This window comes from Sulfurospirillum arcachonense DSM 9755, assembly GCF_000597725.1.
Classification (GTDB): Bacteria; Campylobacterota; Campylobacteria; order Campylobacterales; family Sulfurospirillaceae; genus Sulfurospirillum_A; species Sulfurospirillum_A arcachonense.
Genome location: NZ_JFBL01000003.1, coordinates 58,385 through 78,842 on the forward strand (window position 1 = coordinate 58,385; position 20,458 = coordinate 78,842).

Consider the following 20,458-nt stretch of genomic DNA (forward strand, 5'->3'; position numbering starts at 1 on the left):
TTAGATGGATATAATACAAATAGTTTTTTTAAGTTTAGTTCAGGGATTTACGGAGTTTTTACCAATATCAAGTTCTGCACATCTTATTTTAGTTCCTAAGTTTTTAGGGTGGTCTGATCAGGGTTTAGCTTTTGATGTTGCTTTACATGTAGGAACTCTTATTGCTGTTTTATATTATTTTAAATCTGATATATTTTGCATTTTAAAAGACTTTTTAGAAAGTTTTAAAAAAAGAGAAAAAGTTGGTGAAAGTACTTTAGGATGGGCAGTTATCGTAGGGACTATTCCTGTAGGGCTTGCAGGTATTAGCTTTAATGATTTTATAAGTAATAACCTACGTTCGCCAGAAGTCATCGCTGCAACAACTTTAATATTTGGTTTAGCTCTATTTTTTTCTGATAGAAATGTTGGTAAAAAAAGTGAAATCAATATAACTATAAAAGTAGCAATACTCATTGGTATTGCTCAAGCTATCGCTTTAATTCCTGGAACTTCTCGTTCAGGTATTACAATGACAGCAGCACTTTTTTTAGGTTTTAGTCGTGTGGCATCTGCAAGATTTTCATTTTTACTTTCTATTCCTGTTATTATTTTAGCAGGTGGACTTAAAACACTTGAACTTATTGAAAGCAAAGCAGTTGTTGTTTGGAGTGAACTCTTTTTTGGAATAGGCTTATCAGCTCTTAGTGCATATGCTTGTATATATTTTTTCTTAAAGCTTATTTCTAAAACTTCAATGTTGCCATTTGTAATATATAGATTTATTTTAGGTATTTTTTTACTATCGGTATTCTAAACAGTGACTCTTAAAAAAATTCAATTTATATTTATTGTTATTTCACTATTAGCTTTGGTTATACTAATAAGAAACTGGTATAGCACGTATAATTTTAATAAAAATCCTATACCTCAAAAATATCAAGAAGCAATAGCAAAAGAAGAACAAAGAGTATTAGTTAATATGCAAAAAAACTTTGGTTTTCAATATAAAGTACCTATTATCATTACAGATAAAATTCCAGGAAAAATTTATGGAGTTACATCTTTGGGTCAAGATGGTAGTGTAAAAATATATCTTAATAAAAAAGTTATGAAAGAAAGTATAGAGTATATAATTTCTAATGTAATTGCTCATGAATATGCACATGCAGTACTTTTTAAAATTCATGCATATAACAATAAAAATGATGGTCACTCAAAACTTTGGCAAAACACTTGTGTGAAATTGGGTGGTGCTAAGTGTGAGCAATATGTAAATTCTCATGATGTCATTATGAAAAAGCTTCCATTTTAATATTTGCTTTAAATATTTTTTACGTTATAATCCTCAGTTTTAAATTTTAAAGAGGATTAATATGAGTCAAAAATGTAGTTTAGTATCTAAATACTCTAAAGGCAATTTAGTTGTACAAATTCTTATTGGTATAGTTTTAGGAGTAGTTGTAGCAATGGTTTCACCAGAGCTTGCATCAGCTGCATCTATATTAGGAAGTCTTTTTGTTGGTGCTTTAAAAGCAATAGCTCCTATTTTAGTTTTTATACTTGTGGCAACGGCAATTGCAACAAAAGAAGTAGATAGTACAGCAAATATGAAACCGATTGTTATGCTTTATCTTATTGGTACATTTTCAGCAGCACTTATAGCAGTTAGTGCAAGTTTTTTATTTCCAGTAGAGTTAGTTCTTATTGACGCTGCTAATACTAATTTAACTCCACCAGATAGTGTGATATCAGTTTTAAAAGGGGTACTTTTTAACATGGTTGATAACCCAGTAAATGCCTTAGCAACTGGTAACTTTATTGGTATTTTAGTTTGGGCAATTGCTATTGGTATTGCTATGCATTATAGTTCTAAAGAAACAAAAAATCTCTTTCATGATGTTTCAACTGGTGTAACTAAAATAGTTCGTTTTATTATTCGTTTAGCTCCATTTGGTATCTTTGGTCTTGTTGCAAATACGTTTGCAGAGACAGGATTTGAAGCACTGTTTAGTTATGGTAGACTTCTAAGCGTACTTGTAGGAACAATGCTTTTTATCGCATTTGTTGTAAATCCTATAATCGTTTTTGTTAAAACAAGACGTAATCCATATCCACTTATTTTTACTTGTGTTCGTGAAAGTGGTATTACAGCTTTCTTTACACGTAGTTCTGCTGCAAATATTCCTGTAAATATGAATTTATGTAAGAAACTTGGTCTTCATGAAGATACATATTCTATCTCAATTCCTTTAGGGGCAACAACAAATATGGCTGGAGCTGCTGTTACTATTACAGTTCTTACTTTAGCTACTGTTCATACTTTAGGTATTCACGTAGATATGGCAACAGCACTTCTTTTAAGTGTAGTTTCTGCACTTGCAGCTTGTGGTGCTAGTGGTGTTGCTGGTGGATCTTTGCTTTTAATACCTTTGGCTTGTAGTCTTTTTGGTATTAGTAATGATATCGCTCTTCAAGTTGTTGCTATTGGTTTTATTATTGGGGTTGTTCAAGATTCTCTTGAGACGGCGCTTAACAGTTCAACAGATGTCGTATTTACAGCGGCATGTGATGCTAAAAAAATCTAATTATATCTTTACATGTAAGGATTTTTCCTTACATGTAAACCTTTTAAGCATCTAATCTTTTACGCAAATATCTATTAACATCAGTATAAACGAAACCATTTTTATCTACAAATTGTAAATCATTTTTGTTTAACTCTTTATGACTTTTTTTACCCATGACTGCAAGTACCGTTTTTATCCCTTTAATAAGATTATTATGATAACTTTCGATATGTAAAGATTGTTTCATTACTAAATAAGCACTTCTTTTTTTAGCATCTTGTGTAGCTAGTCCAACAGGACAGTGTCTTCCTCCTGCTCCTGAACACTCCCTTGCACGAATACACCCAGCACTCATCATAAATCCTCTAGCAACCCCTACCATATCGGCACCAAGGCTCAGAGCTATTACCGCATCATCAGGAGTAAGTATTTTTCCACTAGCAAAAAGTTTTACTTCATCTCTTACTCCGTATTCTTCGAGAACACTATTTACTACAAAAAGAGCATCTTTTATACCTAATCCAATTCTATCCATAAGTTCTAATGGTGCAGTAGCACTACCTCCATCACCACCATCAACTGTAATATAATCAGGAATGCCTTCCATTTTGTTTTGTTTTCTATTTTTGATCTCTTGAGCAATTTCTTCTATATTATTTCTACCAGAGATGACTATTTTAAATCCTACTGGTTTATTTGAGAGTTTTTGTAATCTTCCAACAAAATCTAAAAGTTCTTTAGTCGTATTTGCAAAAGGAAATCTATTTGGAGAAAAAATATTTTTATATGGTTCTAATCCTCTATAATAGGCGATTGCAGGGGTTACTTTTTCAGCTATAAGTTTTCCACCTGTCTGTTTTGCTCCTTGGGCTATTTTTATCTCAGTTGCACGACAAAAACTCATGACTTTTTTATATCTATCTTCATCAAAGTTGCCATCTTTGTTTCTACATCCATAAAAACCTGAACTCATTTGATAAATAATATCAGGCATATCTTCAGGAATTTCTTTTGGAAATAGTTTAAATGGAAGTTGCCAATTTGGTCTAAAAAATATTAAAGAGTTAAAATCTATTACGTATGTATCATAAGTTTCTTTTGTAAGTAAAAGGGCTCGAAGAACTTTAAGTGCAACAGCACGGTTAAAAAACATTACTAAAAGCATATAAATAGTTCTATTAACTCCTGAAATTGGAATGTTTTCCATATACTCATCACCTCCGTGATTAGCGTGAGTTACAAAAAAGTTTGAAGTGAGTCCACCTTCTCCTGTATTTATTGGAAAATTTCCATTGGTTGCCCCTATAACAAATGCTCTTGTTCCCTCTGGTGATATAGAGCCATCACTCATGGCTGAGCGATAAATGATTGATTTTGTAACAAAGGGATATTTTCTTTTTTCACCTATAGTAATACTAAAGTCATCGCTTACTTCACTATCATTTAGGACTTGATTTGAGTGTTTTATAAGAAATTTTGGAAGAGGTTGTGGTTGTCCTGGTGAAAAAGATATATAATTTGGCATATCTCTACTTGCATTATATACCCAGTTGATTTTATCTCTTGATTCGTAAAAATCTTCATTAGCAAAGTATTGGCGAAATGGTTCACGAATTGCTTCAAGAAAATATCTCATTCTTCCAATAATAGGGTAATTAATAAGAAGTTGATGTTTTCTTTGTACATATTTATCGTGCACAAACCAAGCAAACATAATAATTATAAAAATTGCTGTAGATATTTCAATAAATAATTCAAAAAACATATTTAATCCTTTTATAATAATATTTAAATAAATATTAGCACAAATTTAATAAACCAACAGATATATGGCACAATAAAATACTAATTTGTATATAATGAACAAAAATAAGGTAAATATATGGAAAAATTAGTAGGAAGATATAGTTTAATAGAAGAAATTATTAATGCAACAACTCATGGGATTGGTATATTATTAAGTATTGTAGGTTTAGCTGTTTTAGTCGCATATGCATCACTTACAGAATCTGCAACAATAATAACAAGTTGTGCGATATTTGGAGCATCATTGATTTTTGCTTATACTTCATCAACACTTTATCATGCAATAACTAATGAAAAAGCAAAACAAATTTTTAGGCAATTTGATCATGCATCTATATATCTTTTGATTGCAGGTACTTATACACCAGTTGTTTTAGTACTGTTGGGAAACACTTGGGGTTGGAGTATATTTTTTATTATTTGGTCAGTTGCTATTGTGGGCATTGTTTTAAAGTTCGTTTGCCCTCATCGATTTAAAAAATTATCCGTTGTACTATATATAACAATGGGTTGGTTTGTCGTAGTTGCTATTAATCAACTTATGGAAAACATGGCAGTAAATGGTCTTTGGCTTATGCTCATAGGAGGGCTTTTTTATTCTATTGGTGTTATCTTTTACGTTAGAAAATCAATTCCTTATAATCATGCAATATGGCACATTTTTGTATTGTGTGGTAGCATCTCTCATTACTTTATGGTGCTCTTTTATGTGCTCCCTTAATTAGTATAAAATTAAATCAACTAAACAAATAAAAAGTAATCTTTAGTTAAAATAGAGTCAAAAACTTAATAGGGCGAGATATGTTACTTCTTACACCAGGGCCAACACCGGTACCTGAAGATATTAGAATGGCGATGAGTGGGCCAACAATCCACCACAGAACACCTGAGTTTGAAGAAATTTTTGAAAAAACAAGAGAACTTTTAAAAGAACTTTTTGATATGGAAGAAGTGTTAATGTTAGCAAGTAGTGGAACAGGTGCGATGGAAGCTACTGTTTTAAATCTTTGTAAAACTAAAGCACTTACTATTAATTCTGGAAAATTTGGTGAGAGATTTGGAAAAATCTGTGAAGCATATGGTAAAGAGTATAGTGAGCTAAAGTATGATTGGGATACTCCTTCTAATGTTGCAGATGTAGTAAATGCAATTAAAAATGATGAAAGTATAGATGCTATTTTCATACAAATTTGTGAAAGTGCAGGAGGTCTTCGTCATCCAGTAGAACAAATCGCAAAAGAAGTAAAAAAAATCAGACCAAATATCATGGTAGTTGCTGATGGCATCACTGCAGTTGGTGTAGAAAAAATTGATACTACAAATATCGATGCTTTGATTAGTGGTTCACAAAAAGCTCTTATGTTACCTCCAGGATTAGCTTTAATTGGACTTAGTGGTAGTGCCATGAAAGTTATAGAAGAGGGTGGTGTTGGTTATTATTTAAATTTAAAAACTGAATTAAAAAAGCAAAAACAAAATACAACAGCATATACAGCAGCAACAACTCTTATCATCGGTTTAAAAGCAATGTTAGAAAAATTACATGAAGATGGTTTTGATAAACTTTATAGTGATACAAAAAAACGTTCACTTGCAACAAAGAAAGCGCTTGAAGCACTTGATTTAAAAATATTTCCAAAAGTTCCTGCAGATGCTATGAGTGCAGTGTATGATGAAGATGCAGCACAAATAAGAAAAATTTTAAAAACGAAATATGATGTAAATATGGCAGGGGGGCAAGACCATGTTAAAACAACACTATTTAGAATTAATCATATGGGACTAGTTGCTCCTTATGAGGCAGCATGGACATTAAATGCTATAGAAATGGCTCTTGATGAAATAGGTCGTCGTCCTTATGATGGAGCGGCAAATGCAATTTTTAGTAAAGAATTATATAATGATTGATGAACACGAAATACCTACTGGAAGTAGGTTGTATTTTGGGAAAAGTGCTAAACTTAAAAGAGAGATTGAAGCCGTATCGAGTGAATTTTTAGGTGAAGCTGGTTTTGAAGAAATTGTAACTCCATTTTTTTCTTATCACCAACACCAGAGTTTAAATGAAAAAGAAATTATTCGTTTTTCAGATGAACAAAACAATATAGTATCTTTAAGGGCTGATAGTACTTTAGATGTAGTAAGATTGATGACTAAAAGGCTTGGTAGAAGTACAAAACAAAATAAGTGGTTTTATATACAACCAGTTTTTAGATACCCAAATACAGAGATAAATCAAATAGGAGCAGAGTTTATAGGCAATAATGATTTAAGCTCAAGTATAGGTATTTGTGAAAAAGTTTTTACAAAATTTGATTTAAATCCTTTAGTTCATATAAGTAATATAAAGATTCCGAAGATAATTGCTGAAGAGTTAAATCTTAGTTTAGATATTTTTGAAAAAGCGGAACTTCAAAAAATCTTGTCTTTAGAAATAGATTGGTTAGAAAAACTTGCTTGTTTACAAAGACCTGAGGATATTGACAAGGTTATAGAAATAGTGCCGCAAAATATTAAAGTGGAATTAAAAAAGATGAAATCACTTTATGAAAAATTAAATTATAAAAATGTTCATTTTTCACCACTTTATTATGTCAATATGCGTTATTATGATGAACTATTTTTTCGGTTTATTGATAAAAACTGTACCCTTGCAAAAGGTGGAAGTTATGAGAGTGAAGGATTAGAGTCTACAGGATTTGGACTTTATACAGATGCGTTTATAGAAACATTAATAAAAAAATAAATTAAATAAAATAAAGAAAGATTTCTTCGCAAGGCTATAGCTTTAGTGATAGGAATTTTTGCTGAACTTTTGTTCAGTAAAAGGAGAAAGTTAAATGAGTAGTAAAGCAGATTTAATAGTAGGAATTCAGTGGGGCGATGAGGGAAAAGGTAAGATAGTGGATATGCTAGCTCAAAAGTATGATGTGGTATGTAGAAGCCAAGGTGGACACAATGCTGGACATACTATTTGGGTTGATGGTGTTAGACATGCACTTCACTTAATTCCTTCAGGTGTTTTAAATAAAGACGCTATAAATATTATCGGTAATGGTGTAGTTTTATCTCCTAAAGCAATTATAGAAGAAATGGAGCAATTTGAATCTCTTGAAGGGCGTCTTTTTATAAGTGATAAAGCACATTTAAATCTTCCATACCATTCACTTATTGATCAAGCCAGAGAAAAATTAAAAGGTGATAATGCCATTGGAACTACTGGAAAAGGTATTGGACCAGCATATGCTTCAAAGATTAATAGAGTTGGAAATAGAGCGGGTGAACTTTTAAATCCAGAACAACTTTGTAAGTCATTATTATTAAGTTTTCATACAAATAAACCAGTATATGATGCACTTAAAATAGAAACTCCTAATGAAGCTGAACTTTTAGCAGAGTTGAAATTCTATAAAGAGAAATTAGGCGCATTTATAACTAATACAACAAATATGGTTTGGGATGCACTGGATAATAATAAAAAAATGCTTTTAGAAGGTGCACAAGGTACACTTCTTGATATTGATCATGGAACATATCCTTATGTTACAAGTTCATCAACAGTAAGTGCAGGTGCTTGTACAGGTCTTGGAATTAATCCAAAAGATATTGGCGTAGTTACAGGTATCGTAAAAGCATATACAACACGTGTTGGGCATGGACCTTTCCCAACAGAAGATTTTGGAAAAGTTGGTGAAACTTTAGCTGATGTTGGTAAAGAAGTCGGAACAACAACAGGACGTGGTAGAAGATGTGGTTGGTTTGATGCTGTTGTTGTAAAACACTCTTCAAGGCTGAATGGTTGTGATCAATTTGCTTTAATGAAATTAGATGTTCTTGATGGTTTTGAAACAATTAAAATTTGTAGAGCTTATGAGTATAATGGTGATGAAATTGATTATGTTCCAAGTGATTTAGAAAATTGTAAACCAATTTATGAAGATATTCAAGGTTGGGACAGTGTTGAGGGAATTTCCGATTATGATAAATTACCTCAAGGGGCAAAAGATTATGTTAAACGTATAGAAGAGCTAACAAATACAAAAATAGGAATCATCTCAACAAGTCCAGATAGAAATGATACGATAGTTTTATAAAAAAGCTTTACATGTAAGGATAAATTTCTTACATGTAAAAATCAATACAATATATAAAATGGAGGGAAACAATGTTATTTACAGAAGTTTCACTTCGTGCTTTAGTGAGAGGAATTTAACTTGAACGTGTTCAAGTTAAAGGAGAAAGTCAGATGAATAGTAAATTCACTCCTATTGCTAAAGTAAGAAAACAACAACGAGATAAAGTAGAAACGCTTTTAGCAAAAGAAAGATATAAAAAAAGTGAGTTAGAGAAAAAAATTCTTGATACTCGTCGCGAAATAGAAGAGATGAAAAGTCCTAAAGAGGGAAGTATCTCTTTAATTTCTGTATTCAGAGAACACTTAGCTATACTTAGACGTGAAAAAGACAATTTGCAAGAAGCAATGCTAAAAAGCGAGAGTGAAATCATGAGACTTCAAAGTGAATATAAACAAGCCAATACAGAGTACGAAAAAATAAAGTATCTTGAAGAGCAAGATTTTGAAGAATGGATGGAAAAGATAAAAAAACAAGAACAGTTAGATATGGATGAAATATCTAATATTTTGTTTAACAACAAGGAGTAGATACATTGAAATTTTTGTTTATTATTCTTATTTTTATAACTACAGTTTTTAGTGAAACTATTGATTGTACAAAAGTTTTTGAAGAGAGAAAAGTTGAGCTTTTAAAAGAAGTTGAAAAAATTGATGAAGCAAGACAATCTTTTGAAGCACTTCAAGCAGCAACTAATGTGCTTTTTGATAAACAAAGAGCAAAACTTGATTCTCAAAAAGAAGATTTAAATGCAACGATGCAAGTAATATCTGCTAAAGAAGAAAATATTAAAAATATGCTTAAAAAAAATCAAGAACTTCTTGATGCCATTAATGGTGCTAAAAATGATAAGATAAGTGATACATATTCAAAAATGAAAGACTCTGCAGCAGCAGGGATTTTAGAAGCATTACCTATAAATGAAGCAGCAGCAGTAATATTTACGCTTCAAGCAAAAAAAGTATCAAAGATTATGGCAAAAATGGATCCAGTCAAAGCTTCAAAAATTACACAGAGGCTTAGAATTGGACCACCATTTGATAATGAAAAGGACCAGAATAAGGAGTAAAAATGGATTTTTTAACGATTATGGCTTTTAGTGGCGCTCTTTTTATTTTCATGGCAAGTCCAGGACCTGGAACATTTGCTATTATTGCAAGAGCATTAGGTTCAGGATTTAATCATGCATTTTCCATGTCATTAGGAATAGTCCTTGGCGATTTAATATTTTTATTGATGGCTATTTTTGGTCTTAATGCTATTGCTAATATGATGGGTGAGGTTTTTATTATAGTAAAGTATATTGGTGGTATTTATCTTTTGTATTTAGGATATAAAATTTTTACTTCTAAAGCAAACGAAAATTCTGTAAAAAATGTAAAAAGTATCTCTTATGGAAAAGATTTTATAACAGGATTATTTGTTTGTCTTTCAAATCCAAAAGTTATACTTTTTTACTTAGGATTTTTACCAACTTTTATAGATTTAAATGCACTGACAACATCAGATATTTGGTTAGTTTCTTCTTTAGTTGTTAGTATTTTAACCTTAGTTTTAGGTAGCTATGCATATTTTGCTGCTAAAGCAAAAAAGGTAATTAAACGACCAAAAACCCAAAATATTATGAATAAACTAGCTGGAAGTGTAATGCTTGGAGCTGGTGGATATTTACTTGTAAAAAATTAAATTTTTATCATTCAGTAGTGTTATTTTAGTGACACTACTCTCACCTAAACAGATATTTACCTTACTTTAGATAAAATACTGAAAATTCTAACGTAAGGTCTGCAATGAAGATCAGATTACCACATGCACCATATATTGCAAATAAAATAGCAATTGATTTACTTAACAGTGGTTTTATAAAACTAATCAGTGGATTAGAACCAGTAGTAAAAGCATCTCAAGAACTAATAGAAGAAGATATTAATAAAGAGATGGCTCTTGAAGAGAGAGTTGATGAGCTTTTGGATGAAAACGAAGATGATATGGAGTTTATGCAAGTAGACAGACGTAATATGTTTTGGTTAATTAAGAAAAAATTAGCAAAAGAGTACGACGTAGTTTTATCATATGAAGATAGATATAGTGCTCTTTCACATAAAATTATGGAGCTTCTTTGGAAAGATAATTTAGTTGAGTACAATGTTACAGAAAACCGTGTTAAAAACATAATTTATGGAGCTATGGAAAAATATATTGAAAGTTTTCAAGACGTCGAAGAGATTGTTGCTGAAAAAATCACTCATTATAAGCGAAAACTAATTCCTGGAAGCCCAGAGTATGATTTAGTATTTGAGCGACTTTATGAGGAAGAATTAAGAAAAAAAGGATTACTTTTATGAGTTTAAAACCTATTTGGATTTATTTAGAGAATGGCATTTATTTAGAAGCAAATAGTTTTGGATATAGTGGAACTAAAGTGGGTGAAATTGTATTTAATACATCTATGAGTGGATATCAAGAAATTATGAGTGACCCTAGTTATGCTGGTCAATTTATTGTTTTTACAATGCCTGAAATTGGAATTGTTGGAACGAATGACAATGATATGGAAAGCAAAACTATTCATGCTAGTGGGATGTTAATTAGAAATTTAAATGAAGAAGCATCTAATTTTAGAGCAACTGCATCATTAAGTGAGTTTTTAAATACTCATGAGAGTTTGGGAATTTGTGATATTGATACAAGATATCTTACGAAGATGATTCGTGATGGTGGCCCTAAAATGATGATAGCTTCAACAGAAGTTAGCGATAAAGATGAATTACAAAAGATTCTTGAGAATACTCCTAGAATCGAAGAAATTAATTATGCACAAAAAGTAAGTACAAAAGAAGCTTATACACATACAGATGCTGCTTGGGATGATGTAAAACTTGAGTATAAAACGGCTCAAGCCAATAGTGGTAAAAAAATAGTAGCAGTTGATTTTGGAGTTAAAAGAAATATTTTAAATGAATTGTGTGAAGTAGGATTAGATGTAGAAGTTGTACCTTCTACTTTTAATGAAGATGAACTTATAAATAGATATAAAAGTGGCGATATTAAAGGTGTATTTTTATCAAATGGTCCTGGTGAACCTCTTGTTCTTAAAACTGAAGCAAAAAAAATAAAAAAATTAATCGATGCAAAAGTACCTATGTTTGCTATTTGTCTTGGACATCAATTGATCTCAATTGCCCTTGGACATCCTACATATAAATTAAAATTTGGTCAACATGGTGGAAATCATCCTGTTAAAAATGAAAAAACTAATATAGTTGAAATAACTGCACAAAATCATAATTATAATGTTCCTGATTCTGTTTGTTCTATTGCTAAAGTAACACATATGAATCTATTTGATAATACAATAGAAGGGCTAGATTATATAGATAAGCCGGTATTTTCAGTACAACATCATCCAGAAGCTAGTCCTGGACCACATGATAGTAAGTATATATTCAAAGAGTTTGCAGATAGACTCTAAGGGATAAATTATAGAAACTATTAACTTTGTAGCTATTATAAGTGTTGCTTTTTTAGGAAGCCTTGGTCATTGCATTGGAATGTGCGGTGGTTTTGTTGTCGCTTATAGTAGTGCAAAGATTGATTCAAATTCGAATAAATTGACGCAATTTATTTCTCATCTTTTTTACAATTTAGGAAGAGTTACTTCTTATGTAATGCTTGGAGTCATTTTTGGCTTTTTAGGAAGTGTTATCTCTTTTTCAAAAACTTCTACAGGTTATCTCTATTTTGTTATTGGCATAATAATGGTTTTAATGGGGCTTTCTCTCATGGGGAAAATTAATTTTTTAACTTCTTTAGAGTGTTCTTTATCTTCAAATTCTTTTGTTAAAAAACTTTTTTCAAATTTAATTCATTCAAAATCATTTGCTAGTTTTTATGGTTTAGGCCTTTTAAATGGACTGTTACCTTGTGGATTAGTATACTTTTTTGCAATTTCTGCAGCGGCTACTAGTTCAGTTTTTTGGGGAGCAATTACAATGTTGATTTTTGGTCTTTCTACAATTCCTACATTATTAAGTTTCGGATTTATTATAGGCTTTTTAAAGAGTGGTAATTTTAGAGAAATTATGATTAAAATAGCGTCAATTGTTATTATCCTTTATGGCATTTACATCTCTTATCTAGGATACATGGCAGTAATATGAATTTAAAAAAATATCAAGAAGCAATAGAACAAAGTAATATAGTTTCAAAAACAGATTTAGATGGAATCATTACTTTTGTTAATGATGAATTTTGTAAAATCTCTGGATATAAGAGAGAAGAGTTAATAGGCGAAAATCATAATATCATACGACACCCAGATGTTCCAAAAGATGTATTTGAAAAATTGTGGAACACTATAAAAGAGAAAAAAGCCTATATATCAACAGTTAAAAATAAAGCAAAAAATGGAAGTACTTTTTATGTTAATACTACAGTGATTCCTATGCTTAATGAAAAGGGCACTATAGAAGAGTTTATTGCTATACGATATGATGTTACAGATAGTATTGAGCTGACAGAAAAGTTAAAACAAAAAGAAGAAGAGTTAGAAAATCTCAACATTACTTTAGAGCAAAGAGTAAAAGAGCAAACTCAGCAACTTTTAGATCTAAATCAAACCTTAGAGCTTAGAATAAAAGAAGAAGTTGAGAAGAATAGAGATAAAGATAGATTTCTTTTTCAGCAATCTCGTCTTGCAGCGATGGGAGAGATGATAGGAAATATTGCTCACCAATGGAGGCAACCACTCTCAGAGCTTGGAATCATTCTTTATACAATGAAAAAAATATTTAAAAACACAAATGTAGATGATAAAGAGTTTTTAAAGAGTTATGAGAGTTCTAAAAAAGTCATTAAAAAAATGTCTGAAACTATTGAAGATTTTAGGAACTTTTTTAATCCTCATCGTCCAATTGAGACATTTTCAATTAAAAATGCATTAGATGAAGCAATGCTTATTATGCAAGGAACTTTACAGCGTCATGAAATAACATTAAAAGTAGATTGTTATGATGAAGTTTCTATAAAAGGGTATTTAAGTGAATTTTCTCAAGTTTTAATAAATCTTTTAAATAATTCAAAAGATGCTTTTAATAAATATTCAGTAGACAATAGAGTGATAAATTTAGAAATAAATAAGATAGAAGATAATTATGCTATTATTAGCTTCAAAGATAACGCTGGTGGAATAGAAAAAGAGGTGCTAGATAAAATTTTTGAACCATATTTTACAACAAAACATGCAAGTATGGGGACAGGTTTAGGTTTATATATGAGTCGAATGATTATTCAAAATAGTATGAGTGGAACACTAGAAGCGGAAAATTGTGATGATGGAATGTGTTTTTATATAAAAGTTCCATGTGTGGATAAGGAGAATATTGATGGGTAAGTTGAGTAAGTTAACAATTTTATTTGTTGAAGATGAAAGAGAGTTAAGAAGTGCTTTAGAAGGTGCTATAGGTGATGAGTTTGATAAATTTATAGTTGCTCGTGATGGTGAAGATGGTTTAAAAAAATTTAAAAAATATAAACCTGATGTTGTTATAACAGATATTTTAATGCCTATATGTGATGGATTAGAAATGTCTAAAGAGATTAAAAAAATATCTAAAGAGACGCCAATAGTTGTATTAAGTGCTTTTAGTGAAAAAGAGCGATTACTGAAAGCGATTGATGTGGGAATAGATAAGTATTTGATTAAACCAATTGATCCAGACGAATTAATGAGTGCATTAAATATTGTAGCGGATGAAATGCTTTCTTTAGATGAATTAATTGATATTAATGCTGGATATCAATTTGATAAAGTTAGAAAAGTACTTATAAAAAATGGTAAAACTATTTCTTTGACGAAAAAAGAGCTTTTATTTATATCAATATTAGTCAAAAATCTTGGAGTATTTGTCCTACATGAAGAGATAAAAAAGTATGTTTGGACAAATAAAAATGTAACAGATGCTGCTATTAGAACATTCATAAAAAGAGTTCGAGAAAAAACAGGAAAAGAATTTATTAAAAATGTTCCTGGACTTGGTTATAAAATAAATACTGACGTATAAAATATACCTACACTTTTAAATGTGTAGGTATATCATTTCTTATTATAAACTTAAAAATATTTCATTTAACACAAATTTAATCTTATTAAGCTATATCGTATAGTTTATATATTATAATTTCCTCAATTATGTGATATTTTTGTGACATAAAAAAGAATTAGGAGGGATTGATGCAGTCTAGTAATATGATTAACTATGACTATTCAGTTGCAAAGTGCTTTGCAATTGCCACTATAGTGTTTGGCATTGTTGGCATGGCTATTGGTGTTCTTATCGCTTTCCAAATGGCTTATCCAGAGTTAAATTATTTAGCTGGTGAGTATAGTACATTTGGAAGACTTAGACCACTTCATACTGATGCGGTTATATTTGGTTTCATACTAAGTGGAGTTTGGTCTACATGGTACTATATTGGACAAAGGGTTCTTAAAGTATCTATGGCAGAATCACCATTTTTAATGTTTATGGGTAAATTACACTTTTGGCTTTATATTGTTGGTGTAGCTGTTGTTGTTGTAACTCTTTTTATGGGTATTACAACTTCAAAAGAGTATGCTGAATTTGAATGGCCAATTGATATTGTTATTGTTTTAATATGGGTAATTTGGGGTATGGGTATTTTTGGACTTATTGGAATAAGAAGAGAAAAAACCCTTTATATATCTATTTGGTATTTCATTGCAACTTTTCTTGGTGTAGCAATGCTTTATCTTTTTAATAACATGGCAGTTCCAACTTATTTTGTTGCGGGACTTGGTAAGTGGTATCACTCAGTTTCTATGTATGCAGGAACAAATGATGCAATGGTACAATGGTGGTATGGACATAATGCAGTTGCATTCGTTTTTACTGTTCCTATTATTGCAATGGTTTACTACTTTTTACCAAAAGAATCTGGTCAGCCAGTATTTTCTTATAAATTATCACTTCTTAGTTTTTGGGGATTGATGTTTGTTTATCTTTGGGCTGGTGGACATCACTTGTTATACTCAACAGTTCCTGATTGGGTACAAACTATGGGTTCAATTTTTTCAGTTGTTTTAATTCTTCCTTCTTGGGGTAGTGCAATTAATATGCTACTTACTATGAAAGGTGAATGGGGACAATTAAAATCAAATCCATTAATTAAATTTATGATTCTTGCTTCAACATTCTATATGTTTTCAACTATCGAAGGTCCTATTCAAGCAATAAAATCAGTTAATGCCTTAGCTCATTTTACTGATTGGATTCCAGGTCACGTTCATGATGGAACATTAGGTTGGGTTGGTTTTATGATTATAGCATCGCTTCTTCATATGGCACCAAGAATGTTTAAAAGAGAAATTTATAGTAAAAAATTATTAGAAGCACAATTTTGGATTCAAACTACGGGTATTGTTCTTTATTTCTCAAGTATGTGGATAGCGGGTATTACTCAAGGTATGATGTGGAGAGCAGCAGATCAATATGGTAACTTAGCTTACTCATTTATTGATACAGTGAATGTACTTCATCCATATTACACTATTAGAGGTGTTGGTGGATTGTTGTATCTAGTTGGTTTCTTTATGTTTTCATATAATTTTTATAAAACAATGACTGCAAGTAAAGCAATTGAGGAAGAACCTCAAAGTGCTTCACCTATGGCAGCATAAAAGGAGGAGTATAAAATGTTTCATTGGTTAGAAAAAAATCCATTCTTTTTTGCAGTAGGTGTATTTGTTGTTATTGCTTATGCAGGAGTCGTAACTGTACTACCAGATTTTATGAATAGTGCAAGACCAGTAGTAGGTACTAAACCTTATACTGTATTGCAATTAGCTGGTCGTCATGTATATATAAAAGATAGTTGTAATGCTTGTCATTCACAATTAATTCGTCCTTTTAAATCTGAAACAGACCGTTATGGAATGTATAGTTTAAGTGGAGAATATGCTTATGATAGACCTTTTCTTTGGGGTTCAAAAAGAACTGGTCCAGATTTAATGAGAGTTGGAAATTATAGAACAACGGATTGGCATGAACATCATATGCTTGATCCTTTAAGTGTAGTTCCAGGCTCAATTATGCCTTCATATAAACACATGTTTAGTAATGTTGCAGATGTTGAAACAGCATATGCAGAGGCACTTACAGTGAAAAAAGTATTTAATGTCCCTTATGATGAAAAAGGTATGCCAAAACTTGGAACTTATGATGAAGCTACTAAAATGGCTTTAGCAGAAGCAAAACCTATCGTTGACGATATGAAAAATCCAGAAGTAAAAGAGGCATTTGCTAGAGGTGAGATTAAAGAAATTGTTGCAATCATTGCATATTTGAACAGCTTAAAATAAAGGTATAAACGGTGGAAATGGAATCAATTAGAGAGTTACAAGCTTATGGTTATGCGTTTGCAAGTTTTGTTTTTGCAATGATCCTTTATGGATATATTTATCATTTGTACACTTCAAAAAAGAAGGGTGGAAAAGATTATGAAAAATATTCAAAAATGGCTTTAAACGATAGCATAGAAGATTCTCCAGTTGAGAAAATAGAACCGTCTAACGAAGATAAAGAGGAGCGATAAATGAATTGGCTGAATGATAATGTAAACTTGCTGTCACTTATAGGCGCTGCAGCAATTATACTTATAACTGCTTTTGTAGCTGGAAAATATATTAAGCAGATGAAGACAGACAAGAGTACAGGAGAATTAGCAGAAGAAAATTGGGATGGAATTGGTGAGTATAAAAATCCACTTCCTATTGGTTGGGCTGTTTCGTTTTTGGGATTAATTATATGGGCAATATGGTATTTTCTAGCGGGTTATCCATTAAATGGGTATTCTCAAATTGGAGAATATAATGAAGAAGTAGCTGCTTATAATACAAAATTTGAAAGTAAATGGGCAAATCCAGATGAAGATACCCTAATGGGTATGGGTGAAGGAGTGTTTTTAGTACAATGTGCTCCTTGTCATGGTATTACTGGGGATGGTATTAATGGAAAAGCAACAGATTTAACTTCTTGGGGTCCTGAAAGTGCTATTGTAAATACAATTGCAATTGGTGCAAAAGGTTCAGGTTATCCATTGGGTGAAATGCCTGCTGGTTTATTAGATCCTGAAAGTGCTAAAGCAGTAGCTGCTTATATGGTTGAAAAAATTTCTAAAGCTGGTCCAAGTAAAAATCCTGATTTAGTAAGTACAGGTGAAGCTCTTTGGGCAACTTGTAGTGCTTGTCATGGAGAAGATGGAAAAGGTATGGCAGGTTCATCACCAGATATCTCAAATTATGGAAAACCAGAGTTTATTGTTAATGTATTAAATCGTGGAAAAAAAGGTATGATAGGAAGTATGCCTTCTTTCAATGATGGACGTTTGACTGATATCCAAAAATTTGCTGTTGGCAAGTACGTTAACTCATTGTCACAATAAGGGATTACTATGGAAAATACAAATAGAAACGTTTTTGGACTAAATGGTATTACTGGAATGTTGATTGCAACAGTTTTGTTGTTGAGTATACTTACAGTATTAACTATATTGGGTCTTAAAGCACAACAAGAGGTTGCTAATAAGCCTTATGAGATTACTAATCCACAGGCTATCAAGATGATTGATAAAACAAACTCTAATTTAATAAAGAAATAGGAGAGAATGATGGCTGAAAATATGGACAAAATAATCACATTAGCTCTTATTGCAATAGCAGTAGTAGCTGCTTGGGCAGTTTTAACACCAAATCATCTATTTATTGGTTAATTTTGATTAGTAAATTAAATGATATAAAGCGTAGAGTTTTTTTACTCTGCGCTTTATTTTTAAGTATAAGTGCAGTTGCTAATGCCTCATTTGTTGTAGTTAATGATGAGATTATTAGCCAAAAAGTTACTCAAAAAATCAATACTATGGGAAGTGAGCTTTTTACAAACACGGGTATTAGTGTATATGTAGCTCTTCCTCAAAGTTTAGAAAAAAAGAGTATTTTTGAGTATGAAAAAGAGATTTCTTTAAAGCTAAGAAAACCTTATGTTTTATTGACTATTGCTAAAAATGAAGAGCAATTAGACATTTTATATACTCAAGGATTAGAAAAAAGATTTGATAAAGAAGCAGTTCTTTCGCCATTTCCTTGGAGTGGTACAATCTTACCAATCTTGACTCAAAAAAAAGAGAATGACCAATATAATGCAGCCACATTAAATGGTTATGCAGACATTGTAGAGCAAATTGCAAAATCTTATAATGTGAAATTGCAAAGTGCTATTGGAAATACAAATAAAAATATTTATCTATATCTTAAGATTATTATTTATGGATTTTTGTTAATTGTTATTGGCAAATATTTATATAAAAAAATGGGAAAAAGATGATTAAAAAAGAAAGAAATTATTGGCCTCATGCCATAGTAGTAGTACTTATTTTAATGGTTTTTGCTTGTGCAAGCGTTGTTAAAATAGCCATGGATAATCCTGTACAGATGGATAGTTTTTATCTTGAAAAGTATCAAAGTGTAGATAACAATATTAATGATATAAAAAAAGAACAGAAGCTATTTGATGAAAACTATGTTTTAAGTTATAAAACAAAAAAATTTAAAATGGGTGAGCCAAATAAGTTTTTAATGAGTATAGAAAATAGAGATACAAAAAGCTTAGTAAAAAAAGCAGAAATCAAGCTTGTAGTTACAAGGCCAGAAACTAATGAGTTTAATCAAGAAATAACAATTAGAAATTCAAAGAATGGAATTTTTATTTTTGAAGGTATTAAAGCAGATAAACCAGGACGTTGGCAAATTTTGACAAAAATAAATATTGGTAATAATCATGGTTTTAATAAATATGAGGTTTATGCTAGTAAATAAAAATATTTTCAATAATACTTTAAAGGTTGATTAAAATAATATTATAATATAATAAGTAAAATGCATATGATATTTATTCTTATTGAAGGATAGACTATAAAAAAAGCAATACTTATTTTTATTATTTTTTTAATGGCTTGTTTTTATTTTTATAATCAGCCAAAAAAAGTTTCTAAAATTTACAAAATTGGAATTCTTTCTCACGCAAGAGTTCTTGATATGTCTTTAAAAGGTTTTAAAGACGGCCTTAAAAGTTTTGGATACAGTGAAAATCAAAATATAAAATATTATTATGATGGAGCAACCAATGATATTAGTAAGTTGCCAAATGCTTTGCAAAAATTATTAGATAAAAATGTTGATATGATTTTATCACTTGGAACTCCTGCCTCGATACAAGCTCAAAAAGGTACAAAAATTAATAAGATTCCAGTTCTATTTGCTCCTGCAAGTAACCCTATAGCTTCAGGGCTTGTAAAAAGTATAAGTTCGCCTGGCGAAAATGTAACAGGTGTTACTTTTGGATTACAAGAAGTGAAGAGGTTAGAATGGCTTCTAAAATTTTTACCCCATGTTAAAAAAATATATTATCCTTATAATAGTAAGGATACAAGTCCTGCTGCTACGTTAAAAAGACTTCAAAAGTATTTGAAAGGTAGTGATATTGAAATAATTATTGCAGATGTCGCTTCAGAAGAACAAATTAAAAAGTCTTTGAAAAATTTACCTCAAGATATAGATGTTGTATACGTAAGTACGGATGCTTTAGTTGCTTCATATTTGCAATATTATTTAAGCGTATTTAATAAACTTAAAATACCTATTAGCGTTCCTCATCGTATTGGTGTTGAGCAAGGTGCTTTTATGTCGTATGGATTTAGTTTATATGAATTGGGCTTTCAATCAGCTAGGATTGCTAAAGAAATATTAGAAGGAATGAACCCTGGAGATATTCCTGTTGAATATTCTGAATTTAAATTAAGTATTAATATTGATAACATGAAAGAGTTAGGAATAAAAATACCCGAAACTATTTTAAAGCAGGCAATTATAGTAGGTAAAGATGTTTATTAGTATTA

At 30.8% G+C, this 20,458-nt stretch carries 24 protein-coding genes; 23 read left to right on the forward strand and 1 reads right to left on the reverse strand.

Features of this window, described 5'->3' with window-relative positions; genetic code table 11:
* Nucleotides 1-4 precede the first annotated feature (4 nt).
* The 3 genes from K354_RS0103365 to sstT all read left to right on the forward strand — a co-directional run bounded on the left by K354_RS0103365 (nt 5) and on the right by sstT (nt 2,567).
* Nucleotides 5-796, forward strand: coding sequence for an undecaprenyl-diphosphate phosphatase (locus K354_RS0103365; protein WP_024954103.1), 792 nt, complete (start codon nt 5-7; stop codon nt 794-796).
* A gap of 3 nt (nt 797-799) precedes the next feature.
* Nucleotides 800-1,294 (forward strand): SprT-like domain-containing protein, encoded by a 495-nt coding sequence (locus K354_RS0103370; RefSeq protein ID WP_024954104.1) that lies wholly within the window; start codon nt 800-802, stop codon nt 1,292-1,294.
* A gap of 61 nt (nt 1,295-1,355) precedes the next feature.
* Nucleotides 1,356-2,567 carry a serine/threonine transporter SstT gene (sstT, locus tag K354_RS0103375; protein WP_024954105.1) on the forward strand — a complete coding sequence of 404 codons (1,212 nt, stop codon included), beginning with the start codon at nt 1,356-1,358 and terminating at the stop codon, nt 2,565-2,567.
* A gap of 43 nt (nt 2,568-2,610) precedes the next feature.
* Here sstT and K354_RS0103380 read toward each other — a convergent pair whose 3' ends face one another.
* The gene (locus K354_RS0103380) at nt 2,611-4,314 is read right to left on the reverse strand and encodes an FMN-binding glutamate synthase family protein (RefSeq protein WP_037940166.1); all 1,704 of its coding nucleotides are present in this window, start codon (nt 4,312-4,314) and stop codon (nt 2,611-2,613) included.
* Between the two features lie 117 nt (nt 4,315-4,431).
* On the opposite strand from K354_RS0103380, the gene trhA reads away from it, so the two are divergent.
* From trhA to K354_RS0103485, 20 genes are all read left to right on the forward strand, one after another.
* Nucleotides 4,432-5,076, forward strand: coding sequence for a PAQR family membrane homeostasis protein TrhA (trhA, locus tag K354_RS0103385; RefSeq protein WP_024954107.1), 645 nt, complete (start codon nt 4,432-4,434; stop codon nt 5,074-5,076).
* A gap of 80 nt (nt 5,077-5,156) precedes the next feature.
* Nucleotides 5,157-6,263 carry a pyridoxal-phosphate-dependent aminotransferase family protein gene (locus tag K354_RS0103390; protein ID WP_024954108.1) on the forward strand — a complete coding sequence of 369 codons (1,107 nt, stop codon included), beginning with the start codon at nt 5,157-5,159 and terminating at the stop codon, nt 6,261-6,263.
* A complete protein-coding gene (locus K354_RS0103395; protein ID WP_024954109.1) occupies nt 6,256-7,101 on the forward strand; it encodes an ATP phosphoribosyltransferase regulatory subunit in 846 nt (281 codons plus the stop codon). The genes K354_RS0103390 and K354_RS0103395 overlap by 8 nt, the downstream gene beginning before the upstream one ends.
* A 94-nt stretch (nt 7,102-7,195) precedes the next feature.
* Complete coding sequence (locus K354_RS0103400; RefSeq protein WP_024954110.1) at nt 7,196-8,449, forward strand: adenylosuccinate synthase; 1,254 nt, start codon at nt 7,196-7,198, stop codon at nt 8,447-8,449.
* A 152-nt stretch (nt 8,450-8,601) separates the two neighbouring features.
* Nucleotides 8,602-9,018 carry a flagellar export protein FliJ gene (locus K354_RS0103405; RefSeq protein ID WP_024954111.1) on the forward strand — a complete coding sequence of 139 codons (417 nt, stop codon included), beginning with the start codon at nt 8,602-8,604 and terminating at the stop codon, nt 9,016-9,018.
* 5 nt (nt 9,019-9,023) lie between these two features.
* A complete protein-coding gene (locus tag K354_RS0103410) occupies nt 9,024-9,557 on the forward strand; it encodes a MotE family protein (protein WP_024954112.1) in 534 nt (177 codons plus the stop codon).
* 2 nt (nt 9,558-9,559) lie between these two features.
* Nucleotides 9,560-10,174: a LysE family translocator gene (locus K354_RS0103415; RefSeq protein ID WP_024954113.1), complete on the forward strand. Its 615-nt coding sequence runs from the start codon at nt 9,560-9,562 to the stop codon at nt 10,172-10,174.
* Nucleotides 10,175-10,278: 104 nt separating this feature from the next.
* Nucleotides 10,279-10,833, forward strand: coding sequence for a DUF507 family protein (locus K354_RS0103420; RefSeq protein WP_024954114.1), 555 nt, complete (start codon nt 10,279-10,281; stop codon nt 10,831-10,833).
* Nucleotides 10,830-11,960 carry a glutamine-hydrolyzing carbamoyl-phosphate synthase small subunit gene (gene carA, locus K354_RS0103425; RefSeq protein WP_024954115.1) on the forward strand — a complete coding sequence of 377 codons (1,131 nt, stop codon included), beginning with the start codon at nt 10,830-10,832 and terminating at the stop codon, nt 11,958-11,960. The genes K354_RS0103420 and carA overlap by 4 nt, the downstream gene beginning before the upstream one ends.
* A 10-nt stretch (nt 11,961-11,970) precedes the next feature.
* Complete coding sequence (locus K354_RS0103430; protein ID WP_024954116.1) at nt 11,971-12,648, forward strand: sulfite exporter TauE/SafE family protein; 678 nt, start codon at nt 11,971-11,973, stop codon at nt 12,646-12,648.
* Entirely contained in the window at nt 12,645-13,880 is a 1,236-nt protein-coding gene (locus tag K354_RS0103435; RefSeq protein WP_024954117.1) for a PAS domain-containing sensor histidine kinase, read from the forward strand. Before K354_RS0103430 ends, K354_RS0103435 begins: the two co-directional genes overlap by 4 nt.
* Nucleotides 13,873-14,550 (forward strand): response regulator transcription factor, encoded by a 678-nt coding sequence (locus K354_RS0103440; RefSeq protein ID WP_024954118.1) that lies wholly within the window; start codon nt 13,873-13,875, stop codon nt 14,548-14,550. The genes K354_RS0103435 and K354_RS0103440 overlap by 8 nt, the downstream gene beginning before the upstream one ends.
* A gap of 170 nt (nt 14,551-14,720) precedes the next feature.
* Entirely contained in the window at nt 14,721-16,187 is a 1,467-nt protein-coding gene (gene ccoN / locus K354_RS0103445) for a cytochrome-c oxidase, cbb3-type subunit I (protein WP_024954119.1), read from the forward strand.
* Between the two features lie 15 nt (nt 16,188-16,202).
* Nucleotides 16,203-16,868: a cytochrome-c oxidase, cbb3-type subunit II gene (gene ccoO / locus K354_RS0103450; protein ID WP_024954120.1), complete on the forward strand. Its 666-nt coding sequence runs from the start codon at nt 16,203-16,205 to the stop codon at nt 16,866-16,868.
* A 17-nt stretch (nt 16,869-16,885) separates the two neighbouring features.
* Nucleotides 16,886-17,101, forward strand: a complete 216-nt coding sequence (locus tag K354_RS0103455; protein ID WP_051505387.1) for a cytochrome c oxidase, cbb3-type, CcoQ subunit — start codon at nt 16,886-16,888, stop codon at nt 17,099-17,101.
* The gene (locus K354_RS0103460) at nt 17,102-17,950 is read left to right on the forward strand and encodes a cbb3-type cytochrome c oxidase N-terminal domain-containing protein (RefSeq protein WP_024954122.1); all 849 of its coding nucleotides are present in this window, start codon (nt 17,102-17,104) and stop codon (nt 17,948-17,950) included.
* Nucleotides 17,951-17,959: 9 nt separating this feature from the next.
* On the forward strand, nt 17,960-18,166 hold the full coding sequence (locus K354_RS0103465; RefSeq protein WP_024954123.1) for a DUF4006 family protein: 207 nt from the start codon (nt 17,960-17,962) through the stop codon (nt 18,164-18,166).
* Nucleotides 18,167-18,279: 113 nt separating this feature from the next.
* The gene (locus tag K354_RS0103475) at nt 18,280-18,888 is read left to right on the forward strand and encodes a TPM domain-containing protein (RefSeq protein WP_169733412.1); all 609 of its coding nucleotides are present in this window, start codon (nt 18,280-18,282) and stop codon (nt 18,886-18,888) included.
* Nucleotides 18,885-19,379 carry a FixH family protein gene (locus K354_RS0103480; RefSeq protein WP_024954125.1) on the forward strand — a complete coding sequence of 165 codons (495 nt, stop codon included), beginning with the start codon at nt 18,885-18,887 and terminating at the stop codon, nt 19,377-19,379. The genes K354_RS0103475 and K354_RS0103480 overlap by 4 nt, the downstream gene beginning before the upstream one ends.
* A gap of 132 nt (nt 19,380-19,511) precedes the next feature.
* A complete protein-coding gene (locus tag K354_RS0103485) occupies nt 19,512-20,453 on the forward strand; it encodes an ABC transporter substrate-binding protein (RefSeq protein ID WP_024954126.1) in 942 nt (313 codons plus the stop codon).
* The last annotated feature ends 5 nt before the right edge of the window (nt 20,454-20,458 follow it).